Source organism: Pantoea agglomerans, assembly GCF_021397715.1.
GTDB lineage: Bacteria > Pseudomonadota > Gammaproteobacteria > Enterobacterales > Enterobacteriaceae > Pantoea > Pantoea astica.
This window is the reverse complement of sequence record NZ_CP090207.1, coordinates 290,503-312,315: the sequence shown is the minus strand read 5'-3', so window position 1 is coordinate 312,315 and position 21,813 is coordinate 290,503. Positions and strand designations below refer to the sequence as shown.

Below are 21,813 nucleotides of genomic sequence, written 5' to 3'. Positions count from 1 at the left end.
TGTCAGCCGCCCCAGGTGGCGTCGAGGACGCGTAACCAGTTGCCGTAACAGATTTTATTCAGCAGCGCCTCTGAATAGCCTCGCTGTGCCAGCGCGCTGACCAGATGCGGAAAACCGGCCACATCCTGTAAATCGCCCGGCATGGTGGCCCCATCAAGATCGGAGCCAAACCCCACGCCATCCTCGCCCACTTTCTCCAGCAGGTATTCCACATGCCGCACTATCTGGTCAACGCCGGTTGGCGCATCACGATCGCCATCTTCACGCAGAAAAGGGACGGCAAAGTTCACGCCGACAAAGCCGCCGCTCTCCGCAATCGCTGCCAGCTGACGATCGGTGAGGTTACGCGACTGTGCGCTGAGCGCATGGGCGTTGGAGTGGCTGGCCACCAGCGGCGCATCGCTGAGGGCGGCGGCCTGCCAGAAGCCTTTCTCATCCATGTGCGACAGATCGACCAGGATGCGGCGGCGATTGCAGTCACGCACCAGCTGTTCACCGGCGGCCGTCAGACCGTCACCAAGGTCCGGTGAAGAGGGAAAGCGGAACGGAACGCCATAGCCGAACTGATTGTTCCGGCTCCACAGCGGCCCCAGCGAGCGCAGACCGCTGGCGTAGAGGATATCCAGCAGCTCTCCCTGGGTGTCCAGCGCTTCCGCGCCTTCAATGTGCATCACCACCGCCAGCACGTTGTGCGCCATGCAGTGACGAATTTCGGCGGCCGACCGGCAGATTTTCACCTGACCGCCAGACGCGGCTTCAATGCGTAACAGTAAGGCCAGCATCGAAAAGGTGGCGTCACGGGCAGCCTGGATCATTTCCTGAGGAAAATGAATCGCATCTGGCTCACTTCTTGCAACAACCGGATGGGAAGGCACCCAGACGGCAAAGATGCCGCCCGCCATTTTTCCGCGGCGGATACGCGGAAAATCGAGCTGGCCGCTGGCGGTTCCCTGAAAAAAGGCGCCGATCGGGTCCGCCTGATGGTGCTGCCATAAGCGGCTTAACACGTCGTTATGACCATCAAATACCGGGATTGCAGCAGAGTGTGTCTCAGACATATTCATCCATTCCGTTAATGACAGAGATGACGCAAGTGCTGCCAGCCGGCAGGGCGACCGCACCATAAAGAGGCAATTTCAGCGCCGCTGAAACCGCGAGAGTCCTCTATTAATCCTCTGCTCGCGGCGGGATGTCAAGACAATAACGCAGCGGGAATTTCATAATTTGCATTTATAATCAATAACTTGGAGATAGCATGGTCACCAGAAGACGTTTTCTTGCAGGATGCAGTGCCGTTCCCGTGGTGTGCTGGCTGAGCCAGAATTCTGCTTTCGCCGCCGCGCCCGCGGGTATGCTGGTGATGGCGATGCAGCTGGACAATATCACCAGCCTCGACCCGCATGAGAGTTTCGAAGCGACCGGCGGGCAGATCTGCGGCAACCTCTATCAACGGCTGGTGATGGCTGACCCGAAACAGGCTGATAAAGTGATCGGCCAGCTGGCGAAAAGCTGGCAGGTCAGCAGCGACAGCCGCGTCTTTACCTTCTTCCTTGACCCGGCCGCGACCTTTGCCGATGGCTCAGCCCTGACCGCTGAAGATGCGGCGTTTTCGCTGCAACGCATCGTTAAACTGGATAAGAGTCCGGCGTTTATTATCAATCAGTTCGGTTTTACCAAAGAGAATGTCGATCAGCGGGTGATTGCCAAAGATGCGCATACGCTGGAGATGACGCTGGAGACGCCAGCCTCAGAGACTTTTCTGCTCTATTGCCTCTCTGCCACCGTCGGCAGCATTGTGTCGAAAAAAGCCTGTCTGGCGAATCAGCAGCAAGACGACCTCGGTAACGGCTGGCTGAAACAGCACAGCGCCGGTTCAGGGGCTTTTACCCTGCGCGGCTGGAAAGCCAGCGAAAGCGTCATCCTCGAACGCAATCCCCACGATGCCAGCCAGAGCACCATTAAGCGGGTGATCCTGAAACATATTGCCGACCCGGCGGCGCAGGCGCTGATGCTGAAAAAAGGCGATGTCGATGTGGCTTACGATCTCACCACCGAACAGCTTAAACCGCTGACCCAGGATGCCAGCGTGGCGCTGGTCAGGCAGCCGCTGTCGGCGATTATGCTGATCTCCTGCAACACCACGCATCCCGAACTGGCGAAACCGCAGGTCTGGCAGGCGATCAAGTGGGCGCTGGACTATGAGAGTATCCAGAAGAATATTCTGGCGCTGACTTACTCAGTGCATCAGAGCTTTTTGCCGCAGGGATTCCCTGCCGCGCTCGACGACACGCCGTTTCATCAGGATGTCAGCAAAGCCAAAGCGTTGCTGGCGGAAGCGGGTTATCCGCAGGGCTTTGAGATCACGCTCGATCACTACTCGATGCAGCCTTACCCGGATATTGCCCAGGCGGTGCAGACCCAGCTGGCCGCGATTGGCATTAAGGTGTCGCTGATCGCCTCTGAAAATCGGCAGGTGCTGACCAAAATGCGCGCCCGTCAGCATCAGCTGGCAATGACCTCATGGGGCGCGGACTACTTCGATCCCAACTCCAATACCGAAGCGTTCTGCGTCAACACCGACAACAGCACCACTGCGCGTAACCGCACGCTGGCCTGGCGCTGCGGCTGGTCTGACGATCAGTTTAACCAGCTGACGCAACAGGCGCTGCATGAAAGCGATGCCGCGAAGCGGATTGCGCTCTATCAGCAGATCCAGCAGCTCGGCCGGGAAAAAAGTCCGTTTATTTTTATGATGCAGCAGGTTCAGACCGTGGCCTGCACCCAAAACGTCTCGGATGTGCATCTTAGCGTGCTGGAGCAGTGGCCTTATCAGCAGGTGAAAAAAGCCTGATGCCGGTATTAAAACAGAGCGTCAGTGCGCTGGGCAGCCTGATACTGACGCTGTTTGGTCTGTCAGTGCTGACCTTTTTTATTGGCCGGGTGATGCCCACCGATCCGGTGCTGGCCGCGGTCGGTGATAATGCGCCGCAGGCGGTGGTGGAACGGGTCCGGACGGAAATGGGGCTGGATCAGCCGCTCTACGTTCAGTTTGGTCACTACCTCAATCAGCTGCTGCACGGCGATTTAGGGCGCTCGATACTCACCTCCAATCCGGTGATCAGCGACATTGCGCGCTTTTTTCCGGCCACCATGGAGCTGGCTACCGCCGCCATTATTATTGCGGCGCTGATCGGTATTCCCCTCGGGGTCTGGGCCGCCGTCCGCCAGCACAGCTGGATTGATCAGACTATCCGCGTGATCTGCCTTGCCGGTCACTCCTTACCGGTGTTCGTGCTCGCGCTGCTGAGCCTGCTGCTGTTTTATGCGGTGCTGGGCATCGCGCCGGGACCGGGACGGCAGGACATTATCTGGCAGGATATGGTGCCGCAGGTCACCGGCTTTCTCACCGTCGACTCCCTGCTGGCGGGCGAGTATGACGCCTTTTGGGATGCGCTGGCGCACATGGCCCAGCCGGTGCTGATCCTCGCTTATTTCAGCATGGCGTACATCACCCGGATGACCCGCACCTTCATGCTCAATGCGCTGAGCGGTGAATTTGTCATTACCGCTCGCGCCAAGGGATTATCTTCCCGACGCGTGATCTGGCGGCACGCCTTTCCCACGGTGGCGGTGCAGCTGGTGACGGTGCTGGCGCTGACCTACGCCGGGCTGCTGGAAGGTGCGGTTGTCACTGAAAATGTCTTCTCATGGCCAGGCCTGGGCCAGTATCTCACCACCTCACTGATGAATGCCGACATGAATCCGGTGGTCGGCGCCACGCTGCTGGTCGGCGCGGTCTACGTGCTGCTGAATCAACTGGCTGACCTGCTCTATCGACTTTGGGACCCTCGCGTAAAATGACTTTTTTCTCCCGTAGCTGGCTGCTGGCTGATAGCCCCGGTAACCGTCGTCAGGCGGTCTGGGGCCGCCGCTATCGCCTGTGGCTTACCCTGCGCAGCAATCCGCTGGCCGTCGCTGGCCTGGTGGTGATCCTGCTGATGCTGATGCTGGCGCTGTTCGCGCCGTTGCTGAGCGGCTTTGAACCGGGTACGCAGCATCTGGAAAACCGTCTGGCTGCCCCGTCAGCGCTGCACTGGCTGGGTACCGATGAACTGGGGCGTGATGTCTGGACCCGCATTATTTATGGCGGACGCACCACGCTGGGAATGGTGATTGCGGTGGTGCTGCTGACCGCCCCGCTGGGTCTGCTGATTGGCTGCATTGCCGGTTACTGCGGCGGCGTGATCGACAAAGCGCTGATGCGCATCACCGACATCTTTCTGGCGTTTCCGCGTCTGATTCTGGCGCTGGCGTTTGTCGCGGCGCTGAAGCCAGGCGTCGAAAGCGCCATTCTGGCGATCGCCCTGACCGCCTGGCCGCCCTATGCCCGGCTGGCCCGCGCCGAAACGTTGCAGTTTCGCCACAGCGATTTCATCGCCGCCAGCCGGATCACCGGTGCGTCGCCGCTGCGGATTATTCTGCGTCACATTATGCCGCTGTGCGTGCCCAGCCTGATTGTGCGCGTCACGCTGGATATGAGCTCCATTATTATCACCGCAGCCAGCCTGGGCTTTCTCGGCATGGGCGCCCAGCCGCCTTCGCCGGAATGGGGCACGATGATCGCCACCGCGCGCCGCTTTCTGTTCAGTGAATGGTGGGTGCCGCTGATGCCCTGCCTCGCCATCTTTCTGACCTCACTGGCGTTTAATTTTCTTGGTGACGGTCTGCGCGACGTCCTTGACCCGAAGGAGCGGTAAATGCTGGTCGAAATTGAAAATCTGCGTGTAGCCTTTCGTAGCCGCAGCGAAACCGTGGAGGCGGTGCGCGGCGTCAGCTTCTGCGTCGGCAAAGAGAAGTTTGCCATCGTCGGCGAAAGCGGTTCGGGTAAATCACTCACGGCACGCAGCCTGATGCAGCTGTTACCGGGCCAGGCTGAGGTGAGCGCGGATGTGCTGCGCTTTGACGGCATTGACCTGCGCGGCGCCAGTGAAAGCGTGATGCGCACCCTTCGCGGTAAGCGCGTCGGATTTATTCTGCAGGACCCTAAATATTCTCTTAATCCGGTGATGACCATTGGTCAGCAGATCGCTGAAGCCTGGCGGGAACACAAGGGCGGCAGCCGTAAAGCCGCCATGCTGGCGGCCATCGGCCTGCTTGAACAGGTGAAGATTCATGATGCGGCGGCCGTCGCAAAACGCTATCCGCATGAAGTCTCCGGCGGCATGGGCCAGCGGGTGATGATTGCGATGATGCTGGCACCCGATCCCGAGTTACTGATTGCCGATGAACCCACTAGCGCGCTCGATGCCACGGTGCAGGCGGAGATCCTCAAACTGATTGATGAACTGGTCTCCGCCCGCGGTATGGGGCTGATTCTGATCAGTCACGACCTGCCGCTGGTATCGCATTTCTGCGACCGGGTGGCGGTGATGTATGCCGGCCGGATTGTCGAACTGCTGAATGCCGGCGAGCTGCACCAGGCGCGCCATCCCTACACCCAGGGCCTGCTGGCCTGCCTGCCTTCCCTGCGCCATCCGCGTGCGCGTTTACCGGTTTTACAGCGTGATGCCGCCTGGCGCGGTGAGGAGACGCAATGATAGAGATCGCTGATTTACGCATCGCCTTTGCCGGGCAGGATGTCGTGAAAGGCGTCACTTTTCAGGTGGCTAACGGTGAAAGTTTCGGGCTGGTGGGCGAAAGCGGCTCGGGGAAATCGACCATTCTGCGCGCGCTGGCCGGACTGAATCACGCCTGGCGCGGCCGCATGACCTTCGGCGGACTGGCGCTGGACGCGCGCCGTGGCCGGAACTTTTATCGTCAGGTGCAGATGGTGTTTCAGGACCCTTACGGATCGCTGCATCCGCGTCAGACCATTGACCGCATCCTGCATGAGCCGCTGCTGGTGCACCGTATCGATCGCGCTGAGCAGCGTATCAGTCAGGCGCTGAATGAAGTGGGATTGCCCGCCGCGCTGCGTTTTCGTTATCCGCATCAGCTGTCAGGCGGACAGCGCCAGCGCGTCGCCATCGCCCGGGCGCTGATTGCCGAGCCGGAAGTGCTGCTGCTGGATGAGCCGACCTCCGCGCTGGATGTGTCGGTGCAGGCGGAAATTCTTAATTTGCTCAGTGACTTGCGAACTGAACGCAAACTGACCTACATTATGGTGACACACAATCTGGCGGTGGTGGCGCATCTGTGTCAGCGCATTGGCGTGATGCAGCACGGCAAAATGGTCGAGCAGTTAAGCGCCGATGACCTGCGCGCCCGGCGTATTCAGCATCCGCACACCGCCCAGCTTTTTGATCTCAGCATGACGCTTGAGGAGCCGGCATGACAGCCCACTGGCAACGCGCAGCAGATGTTGCCCAACAGATTAGCCAAAGCTGGCAGCAGCCCGGCGCGCCTGGCGGTGCCATCGTGCTGTTTGATGCTCAGCAGATACAGAGCGCGCACTGCGCCGGACTGGCCGATCTGGCCCAGCAAACCCCCTTCACTCTGGATAGTGTGGTGCGCATCGCCTCGGTCACCAAGCATCTGTTCTGTGCGCTGGTGACCGGACCGGGCCGCCATTATCTGTCGCTTGAGGATAAGCTGGTCGATCACCTGCCACAGTTACAGGGCGCCAACGGTCAGGTTACCGTCGGTCAGGCACTGGATATGAGCAGCGGCCTGCCCGATACCCGTGAGAGTCTGTCGCTGCTGGGCTTGTCACTCTATAACGCGACCCAGCCTGACGCGCTGCTGCGCTACATTGCCAGCGAGGGCGCGCTGAACTATCCGCCCGGCAGTGAGATCTCTTACACCAATACCGGTTACCGGCTGGTGGAGGCGGCGCTGAATGCCAGAGGCGTCAGTTTTGATGCGCTGTTGCAGCAATATATCTGCGATCCGCTCGGCATTGAGCTGACCGCCGCCGACAGCTGGTTTGACGTGGTGCCGGGGCTGGTACCGGGCTACTGGCATGATGGTCAGCGCTGGCTGCTGGCCAGTGCCGGGCTGCATCTTTCCGCTTCCGGCAGCGTAGCGGGCAGCCTGCGTCATCTGACGCGCTGGCTGCAATCCCTGCTGGCCGACAGCGGACCAGGCGCAGGCGTGCTGCAACGTCTCAGCGCACCCCGCCCGCTGAGTGATGGGCGCATCAGCGGCTATGGCCTGGGGCTGACCAGCAGCCGGATCGGCAGCCAGACGTTGTTTGGTCACGGCGGTTCCCACGCCGGCTATAAAAGCTATTTTCTGCTGCACCCTGAGCGGCGGCTCGGGGTGGCGCTGGTGGCCAATCGCGAAGATGCGGTGACCTCAGAAAGTGCCCTGCAGGTGATGGCCGCTCTGCTCGATCGTGATTTACCGCCAAAGGGGCACGATCTGCTGCCGGGTCTCTATGTAGCGGCGGCCCCGCACGCGGACTGGCTGGAGATTGCTGGCGGCACCGCAACCTGGCTCGGCGCGAGCGATACCCTGCGACGCGACGCGCTGCACGGCGAGGCGGTTTCACTCTCCAGCACCTTTCCGCTGCGGTTGCGCCAGCAGGGCGCGGCGATTGTCGGTGAGGTGGGCCACGTCGCCCGTCACTTTCTGCCGGTGCAGCCGGATGAGGCTGACATCACCGCGCTGCAGGGCCGCTGGTATGCGCCAGCCCAGCAGGCAGAACTGCAGGTGACCGGCGATCGTCTGACAATGGGCATTGGCCCGGCAGCCCAGACGGCCACGCTGCAGTCGCTGGGAGAGGATCGGGTACTCGCCAGCGGCAAAGAGGGTCCGTGGCAGAAACGCTTTGTGATTCAGCGAGACGGTGACCGCATCCGGCTCCAGCTAAGCCGGAGCCGGGTGGTGACGTTTCAGCGCTCACCGGTGTAAACCGGCGGCCGCTGTCGCCGTCAGGCGATGGTATTACGCAGGCGGCCGATCTGCTCAATTTCTACTTCGACCACGTCGCCGGAGAACATAAACAGCGGCGGCGTGCGTTTCTTACCGACGCCGCCCGGCGAACCGGTGATAATCACATCGCCCGGCGACAGCGGGCTGAAGGCCGAGATATATTCAATAATTTTTGCCACCGGATGCACCATGCTGCCGGTGGTATCGTTCTGCACTTCCCGCCCGTTTAGCCAGGTTTTGATCGCCAGCTGCTGGGGATCGGGGATCGCATCTGCGGTGGTCATCCAGGGGCCGAATCCGCCGGTCTGCGGCCAGTTTTTGCCGGCCGTAAACCAGGTAAACTGCATGTCGCGCACGGTTGCGTCCATAAAGCAGCTGTAACCCGCCACCACCGCCAGCGCATCGGCGGCGCTGACCTGATGTGCCGCCTTGCCGATGATCACCGCCAGCTCGCCTTCAAAGTCGAACTCCTGCGTGGTAACCGGTTTTTGCAGCGGCCGATCGTGTCCGGTGAGCGAGTCGGCGAAGCGCACAAACAGCGTTGGCGCATCCAGGGTTTCGGCGAACTCCTTCCGTTTATCGGCGTAGTTCATCCCGACGCAAAACACCTTGCCCGGATTCTCAATCACCGGCAGAAAACGGATCGCGCTGAACGGATAATCGACCGGCATGGTGCGGAACGCCGCAAGATCGGCCAGCGATGAACGGGTCAGAAAGGTTTTGAGATCGGGGCAGGCGGCACCGAACCGCATCCCCAGATCGATCACGCCGTGCTCCAGCACGATACCGAAACTTTTTTTATCCTGGTCTGGAAGAGAAAAACTGCAAAGCTGCATTGCTGCCTCGTTGTAATGGCGTTTTTTCAGAATTTACTGAGCAAAGAGGCGCGCAGGGTAACAAATGTCGCGCGGAAAATCGTACAGAGTTCTGCTCATCGGATCTCCGCAGCTTAATTCTGCGTGCTGGCAAGGTAGGAAAAAGCACTGAGCAGGGAAATCAGCGTGGCCATCGCGTCCGCCTGATACCCTACCGTGACCGCGTCGAGTCGCGTCACGCCGGGGATCAGGCTGAAGAGATCGGCCAGCACCGGTTTACTGGCCTGCAGCCGCAGCTGATAAGGCGCGCTCAGTAACGAGACCGGCTGGCGGTGGGCGCGACGCACCGCCTGTTCAGCCGCCGTGCGGATTGCCTGCTGCGCCGCCTGCGGGCTGAGTGATTCGGCGCTGGTGTGCGAAATCGCCCGTTTTACCGCCACATAGTCAACCGCAGGATAGTGCTCGCCGATCCAGCGTTGCAGACAATCATCGCCGCTCACCAGCCACAACGGCGTCCCGGACTCTGCGCCAACGGCGGCATAGAGATCGCTCTCGCCCATCACCCGACCGTTGACCTCGATACGCCAGAATGCCCGCCCGTTGATGGTGTGTGCCAGCACGCCAGATTCCCCGGCCGCGCTGTGAAAACCAATAAACATCATGCCGTCAAAGCGCTGCTGTTGCAGACCTTCCACCATCGACAGGCCACGCGGTTTACCCTGTACCAGCCGGGCGCGGCTGTCGATCTGCTCTGCCCGCAGATTCGTCATCTGCGCGTGGCTGTCCGCTACCACTACCTCTGTCGCGCCAGCGGCAAAGGCACCGTCGATAGCGGCATTCACCTCCTGCTCCATCAGGCTACGTGCCAGCTGATGCTCGGCGTGGCCTGGCGCGCACTGCTCCGGGCGCATCACGCCGGCAATTCCCTCAATATCGGCAGAAATAAAAACTCTCATCGCTTCGGTTCTCCGTGTGAAACCAGCTGATCCAGCACCTCAGACAGCGCCGGACGATGATGACCGCGAAAGCCGGTCACCGCGGTGGCGCTCAGTAAGGCATCCAGCACTGCCTGTTCGGTGGCATCCGCCGCCGCCGCCAGCAGCGGCTCCAGCCGCGCATCGTCAGGCGGCTGGGGTGATGGCTGGGTTGAGAAGGCGACAGCAATATCGCCCGAGCCGTGCCCCCAGTAGCTGCCGAGACGGCCTAAACCGGCCCCGGCCCGACGCGCCACCCGTTTCAGCTGACGCGCATCCAGCGCCGCATCCGTTGCCATGATGATAATGATTGAGCCGGCATCCCGCTGAGGCGCCAGTTCGGGCAGCAGCGGCGCAATCATCTCGCCGAGGCGAACGCCGTCCAGCGTCAGCGCCGTCAGCGCGCCAAAGTTAGCCAGCACCAGCACGCCGAGCGTGGCGTTAAGCGGTTCAATGCGGCGTGAAGCCGTGCCGATTCCGCCTTTGAGGCTGAAACAGCTCATGCCACGACCGGCACCGACGCTGCCACGGGCAAACGCCACGCTGGCACTCGCCATCGCCTGCTGCGCCATCGCTTCCGTGATCGCCAGCGCCTGAATGTCGTTGAGCCAGCCGTCGTTACACTCCAGCGCCAGCGGATTGACGGTGGGTAAACTGCGGCCCAGTTCAGGATTGCGCCCGATAGCTTCTCGCACCAGCGCAGTGAACAGCGTACCGACCGCCAGCGTGTTGCTGAGCAGAATCGGCGTTTGCAGCACGCCTAACTCCTCTAGCTGCACCAGCCCGACCGGCTTGGCAAAACCGTTGAATACCGCGGCACCGCAGGGTAACGGCTGGCTAAACAGATTCTCGCCCGGCGGCATGATGGCGGTGACCCCGCTCTGTTGCTCGCCCTGATCCAGCGTGAAATGACCGACGCGCACGCCTGGCACATCGCTGATCCGGTTGTGTTCGCCCGGCGTGCTGCGCGGCAGACCGAGCTGACGCTCGCTGCGCCAGCGTTGTAGCAGCAGATCACGCTGCATCTGTTGAAAATCCATCATCAGCTCTTGAGTTTCGGGTCCAGCGTGTCACGCAGGGCATCGCCCAGCAGGTTGAACGCCAGTACGGTGATAAAGATTGCCAGCCCAGGAAAGACGCTGACGTGCCAGGCACCCGCCATCATCATGCTGCGGCTCATGGCGAGAATGTTGCCCCACTCCGGCACATCCGGTTCCGGTCCGAGGCCGATAAAACTCAGCCCGGCGGCGGTCAGAATGCTGGTACCGATGCGCAGGGTGAAATAGACAATAACGTTGGGCAGCGTGCCGGGCAAAATGTGGCGCAGCAGAATCACCCGATCCGGCGCACCGGCGCAGCGCACCGCTTCAACGTAGGCGGCCTGCTTCAGCGACAGCGTCGAGGCACGCACGATGCGGGCAAACACCGGCACGCTGAACACCGCGACGGCAATAATAACGTTGTTCAGGCCAGGCCCGAGAATCGCCACCACCGCAATCGCCAGCAGCATTCCGGGAAAGGCGAACAGCACATCGGAGCCGCGCATAATCAGCATATCGACCCAGCGGCCATAGTAGCCAGCCAGCAGACCCAGTACGATCCCCACCAGCATCCCGAGCGTGACCGAGACCACCCCGACATAGAGCGAGATGCGCGCACCGTAGATAATCCGGCTCATCACGTCACGTCCCAGATCGTCAGTGCCCATCCAGTGCGCAGCGGAAGGCGGCGAAGACAGAGCCATCCAGTCCGGCGCCATCGGGTCCCACGGGGCCAGCCAGGGCGCAAACAGCGCCACCAGCAGCAGCAGCAGTACACATCCGCCAGAGACCAGCGCCAGCGGGTTACGCACCAGCGCGTGCAGAAAATCGCGCCACGGCGAACGAATCGTTTCCGGCACCGCAACAGAGAGGGTTTCGCTCATCAGCGACTCCTATTTCAGACGAATCGCGGGATTGACCACTGCATAGAGCAGATCAACCAGCAGATTAATGGCGATAAATTCGAACACGAACAGCATCACCAGCGCCTGGATCACCGGCTGATCCTGAGACTTGATCGACTCGATCAACAACCAGCCCAGACCGGGCCAGTTAAAGACGCTCTCCACCACGATCGATCCGCCCAGCAAAAATCCAAACTGCAGGCCAAGCATGGTGATCACCGGGATCAACGCATTCCGCATTACATGTTTCCAGGTCACCAGACGCTGACGTAACCCTTTTGCCCTGGCGGTGCGGACATAGTCCTCCTGCGCGACCTCAAGAAACGCCGACCGGGTGAAACGCGCCATCACTGCGGCGACCGACGAGCCAAGCGTAATGGCGGGCAGGATCAAATCGGATGGCTGACTGAAGCCGCTGACGGCAAACAGGCCAAACGGCATGGCGACGAACTGGATCAGCAGCAGCCCGAGCCAGAAGGCGGGCATCGAGATCCCGCCGACTGCCAGACTCATCAGCGCCCAGTCGAGCCACTTTCCACGCCGTAACGCCGCGATAACGCCGAGCATCAGGCCCAGCAGCACGGACCAGGTGAAGCCCGCCAGCGCCAGCCACAGCGTAGGCATAAAGCCCTGCCGGATCACCTCCGTCACTGGCTGTTGGGTGCGATAGGTGACGCCCAGGTCGCCACGCAACAGGCCGGCGATCCAGTGAAGGTACTGCTGCGGCAGCGGATCGTTAAGGCCCAGATGCTGACGGGCGGCCTCTACCGCTTCGATCGGGGCATCCGGCCCGGCATAGATGCGGGCCGGGTCGCCAGGCAGCAGTTTAATAAAACCAAAAACCAGTAATGAAACCACCAGCAGAACCGGGATCATTTCCAGCAGTCGTCGGAGGATATAGGCGAACATGGCGATCCTTTCGATTGGCTCAGAGAGCAGTCAGGCACGGTTGCCCGCCCGGCGACAATCACCCCATCACCGGCGGGCGGCTGCGCACTCACTTATTCAAACGCGGCCTGCGTAAACAACAGGTTACCGTCCGGCAGCATCGACACGCCGTTCAGCCCTTTGCGCTTGCCGACGACGTTATCGGGCGTGCCGAGGAAGGCGACAGGCGCATCTTTCCACAGTAGCCTCTGCGCCTCTGCGTAGGCGGCGGCGCGTTTTGCCGGATCGGCCGTGGCCAGCCCGCCGGCAATCGCTTTATCTACCGCCGGGTTGCTGTAATAGGAGACGTTGTAGGAGGTCGGCACCCAGGATTCGGTGGCGTACAGCGGACGCAACGCCCAGTCCGCATCGCCGGTTGAGGTCGACCAGCCACCGTAATAGAGGTCAAACTCCGCCTGTTTCGGGTCTTTCACGCCCCATAACTTCGCGTTGCGGGTGCCGGAATCCATCGGCGTGACGGTGACGCGAATCCCGACCGTCGCCAGCTGCGCCTTGAGGAACTGCGCGGCACGGATGCTGGCCGTGGCGTTGGTGCACCACAATTTGAGATCCAGCCCCTGCCCGTAGCCTGCCGCCTGCAGCAGCTTTTTGGCTTCATCCGGCGCGTAGCGGTAGTTCGGCTCACTCTGCGCCTGATAGAACTGCACTCCGGCCGGCATGGCGGAACGGGCGGGCGTGCCCATTCCGGCGAAACCGACCTTCAGCCACAGCGCGCGGTCGATGGCGTAGTTAATCGCCTGGCGCACCCGCACGTCAGCCAGCGCTTTGTGTTGGGTATTGATCGCCATGTAATAGAGGTAAATGCTGGGATCGCGCTGGATCGCCAGTTTCGCGTCGCTCTGCACCGTCCCAATCAGATCAGACGGCAGCGGATAGATCGCATCCACCTGCCCCGATTTCAGCGCCGCCACCCGGGTCGCATCTTCCGGGCTCGGTGAGAAAATCACCTTGTCGACTTTCGGCCAGCCGGTTTTCCAGTATTTGTCATATTTCGCCAGGGTGACGGTTTTGCCCGGCTGCCACGCCACAAACCGGAACGGGCCGGTACCGACCGGATGCAGCCGCAGTTGCGCCTCCTGCGGATACTGGCTGAGGATCGCCGGGCTCCACATCACCGCCGACGGGTGCGCCAGCGTGTTGATGAAGGCACCAAATGACTGGTTAAGGTCGATCTGCACTTTATCTGCTGCCAGTACGGTGACGGTCTTAATCATGCGATAGAGGCTATTGCGCTTCAGCCCCTTGCTCTGATCGGCCAGCCGATCCAGGTTCGCTTTCACCGCCTCCGCATTAAAGGGTGTGCCATCCTGGAAGGTCACGCCCTGCCGCAGCGTCAGCGTAAACTGCGTGGCGTCCTCATTGCTGGTATAGCCAGTCGCCAGCCAGGGCGTCAGCTTCATCTGAGCATCAAGCTGGAACAGGCGTTCGAAAATGCCACTCTGCACCGAATAGCTGATGTTGTCGGAGGTATCGTGCGGGTCCAGTCCGGTAATATCGGCATACATCGAAATGCGTAAATCTTCTGCCTGCGCGGCGGCGGCGGTCAGAGCGAGTAGTAATCCGGTGGCAAGCGCCGTGCGACGTAATAATGGCTTCATGGTTGTCTCCTGGTATTGATGCATCAACGCACAAAAGGGGTTTCGGCCACCCAGTGATCGGGCGCGACCTGGCGGTAACGGTTTTTCTCTACCGTCTCTCCCACCCTGCGCAGCGGCGAGGGAATTTCACCGTCATCAAACTGACGGACCGGACGATTGAGCGGATCGGCAACCGGCACAGAGGCCAGCAGCCGTTGGGTATAAGGGTGTTGCGGCTGGTTAAACAGCGACTGGCGCGGGCCAATCTCAACGATCTGTCCGAGGTACATCACCGCCACACGGTTGGCGATGCGTTCCACCACGGCCATGTCGTGCGAGATGAAAATCCACGCCACGCCGGTTTGCTGTTGCAGATCCATCATCAGGTTCACCACCTGTGCCTGTATCGACACATCCAGCGCTGACACGGCTTCATCGGCGATAATCACTTTGGGCCGCAGCGCCAGGGCACGGGCTATGGCGATACGCTGACGCTGTCCGCCGGAAAACTCATGGGGATAACGCTGTGCGTGTTCCGGGGCCAGGCCGACACTTTTCAGCAGTGCCTCAACCTGCGGCGTGGCTTCGCGCAGCGACGAGACCAGACCGTGCAGCAGCAGCGGTTCAGCGATGGTAAATCCAACGGTCAGGCGGGGATTGAGTGAGGCATACGGGTCCTGAAACACCATCTGTATTTCACGGCGCAGCGGCTGAAACTGCGCCTCTTTCAGGGTGGTAATTTCATTGCCCTGAAAATAGATACTTTCCGCCTCGCTGGCCAGCAGACGCATCAGCGCCCGCCCGGTGGTCGATTTACCGCAGCCGCTTTCCCCGACAATCGCCAGCGTTTCGCCCGGCCACAGCCTGAAGTCAATCTGCTCCACCGCGTGCACCTGATGGGTTAAGGCGGAAAAAATGCCGCTGCGGACCGGGAAACAGACTGTCAGGCCGCGCACGTCGAGCAGCGGTTTATCCTCGTAACGCGCCGTTTGCTGGCTGGCGGCAGCCGGGGTGGCCGCGCCCAGCAGCGGGAAGCGCTGCGGCCAGGCCTGTTCGCGCATATCCCCCAGCTTTGGCACCGCAGCCAATAAGGCTTTGGTGTAGTCATGCTGTGGCGCGCTGAAAATATCCGCCACCGCGCCCTGTTCGACCACGTTACCCCGATACATCACCACCACCCGATCGGCGACTTCGGCCACTACGCCCATATCATGGGTGATAAACAGCACCGCCATCTGCTTCTGCTGCTGCAACTCACGCAGAATGTGCAGGATGCGCGCCTGAACGGTGACATCCAGCGCGGTGGTCGGCTCATCGGCAATCAGCAGTTGTGGATCGCAGGCCAGCGCCTGGGCGATCATCACCCGTTGCCGCATGCCGCCCGACAACGCGTGCGGGTAACTTTTCATCACCCGATCCACATCGGCTATCCGTACCTGCTGCAGCAAGGTTCGCGCTCGCGCCGTCGCCTGCGCTTTATCACACAGCTGATGGTCACGCAGCGCTTCGGTCAGCTGATCGCCGACCCGCAATACCGGATTCAGCGAGGTCATCGGCTCCTGAAAAATCATCGCCATTTCGCGGCCACGCAACGTTCGCCGCTGTTCTTCGCTGAGGGTGCTGAGATCGTGCTGTTTTCCGCGACGATCGCGAAACAGGATGGCTCCACGTTCGGTGCGTGCTGAGGCGGCTAACAGCCCCATAATCGCCAGCGAGGTGACGGATTTTCCCGACCCGCTTTCGCCCACCACCGCGACGATTTCGCCGGGATGAATCTCAAACGACACGCCATTCAGCGCCCGATGCACGCCGCTGCGTCCGCGGAAACTGACGCAAAGATCCTGAATGGCGAGCACCGGTGCCGTGGCGGTCGGGGCGGTCGGGCGAAGAGAAGAAGTGTCCGTCATCGTTGCTCCGGGTGCGTTAAAGCCAGATACGGCCTTGCGAATAGGAGAGAAAAGGCGAGCTGTCTGCCGCCAGCCAGATTGGGCCGTCGAGATCGACATATTCGGCGCTGATCGCCACCGGCAGCGCCGCCTCCATCGCCAGCGACGAGCCGAGCATACAGCCAACCATCAGCCGCATTTGCTGCTGCCGTGCAGCGGCGACCATCGCCAGCGCTTCGGTCAGCCCGCCGCACTTATCGAGTTTGATGTTGATCATCTGGTAGCGATCGCGCAGCGCGGCAATGTCCGCCACGCTATGGCAGCTTTCATCGGCGCACAGGGGAATCGGATGGGGAAAATGCCGTAAGTCGCTATCCTGACCCGCCGGTAACGGCTGCTCAATCATCGCGATCTCATAAGCCTGCAAAGCGCTGAACAGCGCGGGCAGGTCGAGGCCGTGCCAGGCCTCGTTGGCGTCGATAATCAGCGTTGTCTGCGGAGCCGCCGCGCGAATGGCCGCGACTTTTTCCACAATCAGATGCGCGTCGAGTTTGATCTTCAGCAGCAGCGCACCGCGTGATACGGCCTCCGCCGCGGCACTCGCCATCCGGTCAAGGCTGTCCAGACTCAGGGTTTCTGCGGTCACCACCGAAGCGGGCTTTTCGCTGCCGGTTTGCTGCCAGAGCGTTTCCCGGTTGCGGGCCGCATCGAGCCGCCACAGCGCACAATCCAGCGCATTACGTGCCGCGCCCGCTGCCAGTCGGGTCTGTAAAGCCGGACGACTCAGTCCGGCTTCGATTTCGTTCTGCAGCGCCGCCAGCTGCGCGCTGACGCTGGCGATACTTTCGCCGTAGCGCGGCGTAGGCGTACACTCGCCAAGACCGATAAAACCGTCCTGCTCCAGCGTCACGCGAATGACCGTGACGGCCGTGCGGGTACCGCGTGAAATCGCGAAGGGTTTCGCCAGCGGCAGTTCAGCCACCGCGATCTGCATACGCCGCATCTCAGCCATGCTCCTGCAATCGCGCGGCGATAGCATCGATACCAAACCGCACCGGATCGGTGGCCGGCACGCCAAATTCTGCGCTGACCTCAGCGCAATAGTCGCGCGCCTGCTGTTCACTGTAACCGGAAGTATTGATGGCGAATCCGGCCAGCTTCACCTCGTCACTGGTGACGCTGGCCGCCCGCAGATTGGCCTCTACGCACTCCGCCAGGCTGACCATCGGCTGATGCGGCAGGTGGCGCATATGCGGACGCCCCATCTCATGACACATCACCAGCCAGTGCGGTTGCGCCCCGTGGATCAGCCCCATGCTGACGCCAGCATAAGAGGGATGAAACAGCGATCCCTGACCTTCAACGATATCCCAGTGATCCTCTTCATTCGCCGGAGAGAGCGCTTCGGCGGCACCGGCGATAAAGTCAGCAATCACCGCATCGATGGCAATGCCCTCACCGGCTACCAGAATCCCGGTCTGGCCGGTGGCGCGGAAATCCGCCTTCATGCCGCGATCGCGCATCGCCGCTTCCAGCGCCAGTGAGGTGTACATTTTCCCTACGGAGCAGTCAGTTCCCACCGTCAGGACCCGTTTACCGCTGCGTTTTTTACCGCTGCCGACCGTCAGCGCGGGCCGCATATGGCGGATGTCGAACAGCGACACGCCATGTTCTGCCGCCAGCGCCACCAGTTCCGGTTCATCGACCAGACGGTGATGCAGGCCACTGGCCACATTCAGACCCGCTTTGATCGCGCCGGTCACGGTTTCCAGCCAGTGTGACGGCAAATAGCCGCCAGCATTGGCGGTACCCAGCACCAGCGTTTTCGCGCCGCGCGCTTTGGCACTGGCGATATCCAGCGTCTCCAGCCCGAGGCTGACGGTACAGCCCGGCAGTGACATTTCACCAACGCACTGTTCCGGTCGCCAGACCTGAATGCCGCGCGCCGTTTTCGCCGCCAGCGGATCGGTGACGTCACCAAGAAAGAGTAAATAGGGTTGAGGGATCAGCATGATGTTTCTCTTTTTCAGACAGGTGATAGGGCCTGAGCTGAATATTTCATGCAGATGACAGCGTGACGAATGCTTGTTTGGTGCCGGGGTATAACCTGAGGGTATAGTCAGACGGGTGGCTTATGGCAGCCGGTGCTGAGCCTGTCAGAACGGGCCAATCGGCGATGGGAGAGAGGCGTAACAGAAGAAAAAGTGATAATCATCGGTCGATCCCTGACCGCGATTATCGAGGGTTGCTTGCGGGGTGCGGTTTAGTACATGGCACCCGGCGGTACGTGTTTGAAGGTCTCGACGTAAGCGCGGAACACGTAGTTAAAAATGCGTTTCATGTGTCACCTGGTTCAAATTTAGTTGAAGAAATACCGTAAAAGTATAACTTCAGCGCGTTTTATCAGCAATAAAATTTGAACCAGATCACAAAATTGCGCTTTTTATGCGCAAAAACCCGTCAGGCGCTGTAGCCGAGGTGTTGCAGCAAAATGGTGGAACCGACGGCAATCAATACCAGACCGCCCAGCACTTCCGCCCATTTCCCCAGTACCGGACCGATAAAGCGGCCCACCAGCACGCCGGTCGTCGCCATCACGGTGGTGGCAGCGCCAATGGTCAGAGCGGTGGTAATAATGTTGACCTGCAAAAATGCCAGGCCGACGCCGACCGCCAGCGCATCCAGGCTGGTCGCGACGGCGGTGGTGGCCAGCACCATAAAGCCATGGCTCTGCGGCGCTTCACAGGGTTCGGTTACCGCAGTCTGACGGAAGCCTTCCATCATCATTCGGCCACCTAAAAATGCCAGCAGAATAAAGGCAACCCAGTGGTCCCACGCCATGATGTAACGACTGGCGGCCAGACCCAGCGCCCAGCCAATCAGCGGCGTTAAGGCTTCAATTGAGCCAAAAATCAGACCGGTGCGCAGCGCTTCTTTAAAACCAGGACGATGCAATGTCGCACCTTTGCCCAGTGCAGCAGCAAACGCGTCCATCGACATACCCAGTGCAAGAATTAAGGTGGCAATAAAGGTCATGATTTATTCACCTGGGGCGAAAAAGCGGCAATTCACGCTGTATTCACCACACAAAGTGTTCAGTAATGAAAAAGTGCGCGCAGTCTACCATGCAACCGCAAAGATAAAAAGACAGTAAAATCATGGATTTAAGTATAGCAAAGGCTATAACTTTTATCATTCGCTATGTTTCGCGCTAAGTCGATGGTGGCAAAGCATTTTCTGACACTTTTCCTGCGTGATAGCGGGCAGGTTTCGCCTGACCCGCCGCATTCCCTGATTGAACCCAGGCGCGGATTGCCGGAAAATGCCGGGCTTATTATTACCGGATGCCCGTTATGAATAACCCGTTTGAATCTTTGATCGTGCCTGGCGGCATTTTATTGCTGGGGTTTCTCTCTGCCCTGCTGCTGCCTGCGCCAGCCTTCAGCCTGGCGGTGGCGCAACATCTGTTGCAGACATTCCATTTACAGGATCTGAGCCAGCTCTACACGGTGGTGTTCTGCATCTGGTTTTTACTGCTGGGTACGGTGGAGTTTTTTGTGATTCGCTTTGTCTGGCGTCGCTGGTTCAGGAGCTGAGACAGACCCTCAGGGTAAGCTGGCTGAACGGCGATGGTCTATTGCAGACCTGGCGGTTTTGCCGCTTGCCGTTAACGACCACGCACAGGGTTGCCGAGCATTTCATCCTCACAAAAATGTAACATTATTTTTACACTGAGCGCCCGAAACCGCGATTGATGAACTTTTAGACTATTCCTTACCCAACAATAACTGCCTTAAATTCAGTGAATTAAATAATTCCTCCTCGTTACCCCTTCTTTGGACGCTGCACCATAATGGCGCTTTCCTGCAACAATCTATTCAGTTAACTCACTGAGTTATCGATAAAAAATCACTTATACCCTTCGTGCCGCTATGATTAATTCTTATGCTGAATCATTTCTGCATTTAAAAAATAAACAAATGTTTAATTCAGATGCGAGAATGTTATATTCGGATGACAAAGCATAACGTGCAGTTAACCCGTTATCACCGCTTTAACCTATACCTGACTCTTAACCTTTGAGAAATAGCGCAACGCGCTCGAAAGAAGCGTGACTATTTCGCCTGCAAAACTGTTGAGCTTCAGGTCAACAGAAGAGGAGATGTCGCCTCATGTGCAATTCAGCTATAAACCTTGCGCTCGCGATGAGTGCCATGGCAAAGGACACCACTACCGCGCAGGAGCGCAAAGACGTTGACGTGCTGCTGATTGGCGCAGGCGTGATGAGCGCCACTCTCGGCGCATGGCTGCAGGAATTAGAGCCGGACTGGTCTATCGAAATGGTAGAGCGGCTGGACAGCGTGGCAGAAGAATCATCCAACGGCTGGAACAATGCTGGCACCGGCCATGCCGCGCTGGCTGAGCTGAACTATACGCCACAGCAGGCCGATGGCAGCATCGACATCTCCAAAGCGGTGACGATCAACGAATCCTTTATGATTTCCCGTCAGTTCTGGGCCTCTCAGGTGCAGAAGGGCAATCTGCGCAATCCCAAAAGTTTCATTCACAGCACGCCGCACATGAGCTTTGTCTGGGGCGACGACAATGTCAGCTTCCTGCGCAAACGCTTCCAGGCGCTGCAGAAAAGCACGCTGTTCCGTGGCATGGCCTACTCCGAAGATCCGCAGCAGATTGCGAAGTGGATCCCGCTGGTGATGAATGGCCGCGATCGCAGCCAGAAAGTGGCGGCAACCTGGACCGAAATGGGGACCGACGTCAACTTCGGTGAAGTCACACGCCAGCTGATCGCCTCCTTAGAGAAGAAAGCCAATTTCCGTCTGCGTCTGCGCCAGGAAGTGCGTGAGCTGACGCGCCTGAGCGATGGCCGCTGGCAGGTTACCCTGCAGTGTCTGGCAAGCGGTTCCCGCCGGACGCTGACCGCCCGAAATATCTTTATCGGTGCAGGCGGCGCGGCGCTGCCGCTGTTGCAGAAAGCGGGCGTGCCGGAAGCTAATGGCTATGCCGGTTTCCCGGTCGGCGGCTCATTCCTGGTGACGGAAAATCCGCAGGTGGTGGCGCAGCACATGGCCAAGGTCTATGGCAAAGCCAGCGTCGGCGCACCGCCGATGTCGGTACCGCACGTTGACACCCGCGTGCTGGATGGCAAACAGGTGCTGCTGTTCGGGCCGTTTGCTACCTTCTCCACCAAATTCCTCAAGCAGGGTTCACTGCTGGATATGTTCACCTCGCTCAACAGCAGCAACATGCTGCCGATGGTGAAAGTGGGGCTGAAAAGTTTTGATCTGGTGAAATACCTGATGGATCAGGTGCTGCAAAGCGATCGCGATCGGATGGATGCGCTACGCGCCTATGTGCCGCAGGCGAAGCAGGAAGACTGGCGTTTAGTCACTGCTGGTCAGCGCGTGCAGATCATCAAAAAAGATGAGAAAGAGGGCGCGGTACTGCGGCTGGGTACCGAAGTGGTCGCCTCGCAGGATGGTTCGATCTCAGCGCTGCTGGGTGCTTCGCCAGGTGCTTCAACGGCTGCCCCGATCATGCTGGAACTGCTGCATAAAATCTGTCCTGAGCAGATGGCTTCGCCGGAATGGCAAAATAAAATCCGGGCCGTTATCCCATCCTGGGGACGCAAGCTGAATGGCGACGTGGCGCTGACCGAGAAAGTGTTAGCCGAAACCAGCCGCATTCTGCAGCTCGATTACACGCCGGTGACGCCAATGGCGGCCAACGACGAAGGGCGTGAAACCGCCTTTGTTGTCGGCAAGTAGTTTCCTC

The 21,813-nt window shown here is 59.8% G+C and carries 20 protein-coding genes; 8 read left to right on the top strand and 12 right to left on the bottom strand.

Annotated features, from left to right (window positions below):
• Positions 1 to 2: 2 nt before the first annotated feature.
• Complete coding sequence (locus tag LZU96_RS01525; protein ID WP_409520472.1) at positions 3 to 1,064, bottom strand: dipeptidase; 1,062 nt, start codon at positions 1,062 to 1,064, stop codon at positions 3 to 5.
• A 191-nt stretch (positions 1,065 to 1,255) separates the two neighbouring features.
• On the opposite strand from LZU96_RS01525, the gene LZU96_RS01520 reads away from it, so the two are divergent.
• From LZU96_RS01520 to LZU96_RS01495, 6 genes are read left to right on the top strand one after another with little or no spacing between them, the layout of a single operon-like run.
• Positions 1,256 to 2,851 carry an ABC transporter substrate-binding protein gene (locus LZU96_RS01520; protein ID WP_233986520.1) on the top strand — a complete coding sequence of 532 codons (1,596 nt, stop codon included), beginning with the start codon at positions 1,256 to 1,258 and terminating at the stop codon, positions 2,849 to 2,851.
• Positions 2,851 to 3,861, top strand: coding sequence for an ABC transporter permease (locus LZU96_RS01515; protein WP_233986512.1), 1,011 nt, complete (start codon positions 2,851 to 2,853; stop codon positions 3,859 to 3,861). Before LZU96_RS01520 ends, LZU96_RS01515 begins: the two co-directional genes overlap by 1 nt.
• Positions 3,858 to 4,757 carry an ABC transporter permease gene (locus tag LZU96_RS01510; protein WP_233986503.1) on the top strand — a complete coding sequence of 300 codons (900 nt, stop codon included), beginning with the start codon at positions 3,858 to 3,860 and terminating at the stop codon, positions 4,755 to 4,757. Before LZU96_RS01515 ends, LZU96_RS01510 begins: the two co-directional genes overlap by 4 nt.
• Positions 4,758 to 5,597, top strand: coding sequence for an ABC transporter ATP-binding protein (locus LZU96_RS01505; protein WP_233986495.1), 840 nt, complete (start codon positions 4,758 to 4,760; stop codon positions 5,595 to 5,597). It begins immediately after the preceding gene.
• Positions 5,594 to 6,334, top strand: a complete 741-nt coding sequence (locus tag LZU96_RS01500) for an ABC transporter ATP-binding protein (RefSeq protein WP_233986489.1) — start codon at positions 5,594 to 5,596, stop codon at positions 6,332 to 6,334. Before LZU96_RS01505 ends, LZU96_RS01500 begins: the two co-directional genes overlap by 4 nt.
• The gene (locus tag LZU96_RS01495) at positions 6,331 to 7,854 is read left to right on the top strand and encodes a serine hydrolase domain-containing protein (RefSeq protein ID WP_233986481.1); all 1,524 of its coding nucleotides are present in this window, start codon (positions 6,331 to 6,333) and stop codon (positions 7,852 to 7,854) included. Before LZU96_RS01500 ends, LZU96_RS01495 begins: the two co-directional genes overlap by 4 nt.
• Before the next feature lie 20 nt (positions 7,855 to 7,874).
• Here LZU96_RS01495 and LZU96_RS01490 read toward each other — a convergent pair whose 3' ends face one another.
• The 11 genes from LZU96_RS01490 to mntP all read right to left on the bottom strand — a co-directional run bounded on the left by LZU96_RS01490 (position 7,875) and on the right by mntP (position 19,056).
• Positions 7,875 to 8,711, bottom strand: a complete 837-nt coding sequence (locus LZU96_RS01490) for a fumarylacetoacetate hydrolase family protein (protein WP_233986479.1) — start codon at positions 8,709 to 8,711, stop codon at positions 7,875 to 7,877.
• 113 nt (positions 8,712 to 8,824) lie between these two features.
• Positions 8,825 to 9,646 (bottom strand): M55 family metallopeptidase, encoded by an 822-nt coding sequence (locus LZU96_RS01485; RefSeq protein WP_233986478.1) that lies wholly within the window; start codon positions 9,644 to 9,646, stop codon positions 8,825 to 8,827.
• The gene (locus LZU96_RS01480) at positions 9,643 to 10,704 is read right to left on the bottom strand and encodes a P1 family peptidase (RefSeq protein ID WP_233988112.1); all 1,062 of its coding nucleotides are present in this window, start codon (positions 10,702 to 10,704) and stop codon (positions 9,643 to 9,645) included. Before LZU96_RS01480 ends, LZU96_RS01485 begins: the two co-directional genes overlap by 4 nt.
• A gap of 2 nt (positions 10,705 to 10,706) precedes the next feature.
• Positions 10,707 to 11,588, bottom strand: a complete 882-nt coding sequence (locus LZU96_RS01475; RefSeq protein ID WP_233986476.1) for an ABC transporter permease subunit — start codon at positions 11,586 to 11,588, stop codon at positions 10,707 to 10,709.
• Positions 11,589 to 11,597: 9 nt separating this feature from the next.
• Positions 11,598 to 12,518, bottom strand: coding sequence for an ABC transporter permease (locus LZU96_RS01470; protein WP_233986465.1), 921 nt, complete (start codon positions 12,516 to 12,518; stop codon positions 11,598 to 11,600).
• Between the two features lie 92 nt (positions 12,519 to 12,610).
• Entirely contained in the window at positions 12,611 to 14,155 is a 1,545-nt protein-coding gene (locus tag LZU96_RS01465) for a glutathione ABC transporter substrate-binding protein (protein WP_233986455.1), read from the bottom strand.
• A gap of 23 nt (positions 14,156 to 14,178) precedes the next feature.
• On the bottom strand, positions 14,179 to 16,041 hold the full coding sequence (locus LZU96_RS01460; RefSeq protein WP_233986453.1) for an ABC transporter ATP-binding protein: 1,863 nt from the start codon (positions 16,039 to 16,041) through the stop codon (positions 14,179 to 14,181).
• Positions 16,042 to 16,057: 16 nt separating this feature from the next.
• Positions 16,058 to 17,023, bottom strand: a complete 966-nt coding sequence (gene dgcA / locus LZU96_RS01455) for an N-acetyl-D-Glu racemase DgcA (protein ID WP_233986443.1) — start codon at positions 17,021 to 17,023, stop codon at positions 16,058 to 16,060.
• Position 17,024: 1 nt separating this feature from the next.
• Positions 17,025 to 18,032: an N-acetyltransferase DgcN gene (gene dgcN / locus LZU96_RS01450; protein WP_233986436.1), complete on the bottom strand. Its 1,008-nt coding sequence runs from the start codon at positions 18,030 to 18,032 to the stop codon at positions 17,025 to 17,027.
• Positions 18,033 to 18,283: 251 nt separating this feature from the next.
• Complete coding sequence (azuC, locus tag LZU96_RS23560; protein WP_122983632.1) at positions 18,284 to 18,361, bottom strand: stress response protein AzuC; 78 nt, start codon at positions 18,359 to 18,361, stop codon at positions 18,284 to 18,286.
• 119 nt (positions 18,362 to 18,480) lie between these two features.
• Entirely contained in the window at positions 18,481 to 19,056 is a 576-nt protein-coding gene (mntP, locus tag LZU96_RS01445; RefSeq protein WP_233986434.1) for a manganese efflux pump MntP, read from the bottom strand.
• Between the two features lie 317 nt (positions 19,057 to 19,373).
• On the opposite strand from mntP, the gene LZU96_RS01440 reads away from it, so the two are divergent.
• Entirely contained in the window at positions 19,374 to 19,616 is a 243-nt protein-coding gene (locus LZU96_RS01440) for a DUF1158 domain-containing protein (protein ID WP_233986425.1), read from the top strand.
• A gap of 576 nt (positions 19,617 to 20,192) precedes the next feature.
• Entirely contained in the window at positions 20,193 to 21,806 is a 1,614-nt protein-coding gene (mqo, locus tag LZU96_RS01435; RefSeq protein ID WP_233986424.1) for a malate dehydrogenase (quinone), read from the top strand.
• The last annotated feature ends 7 nt before the right edge of the window (positions 21,807 to 21,813 follow it).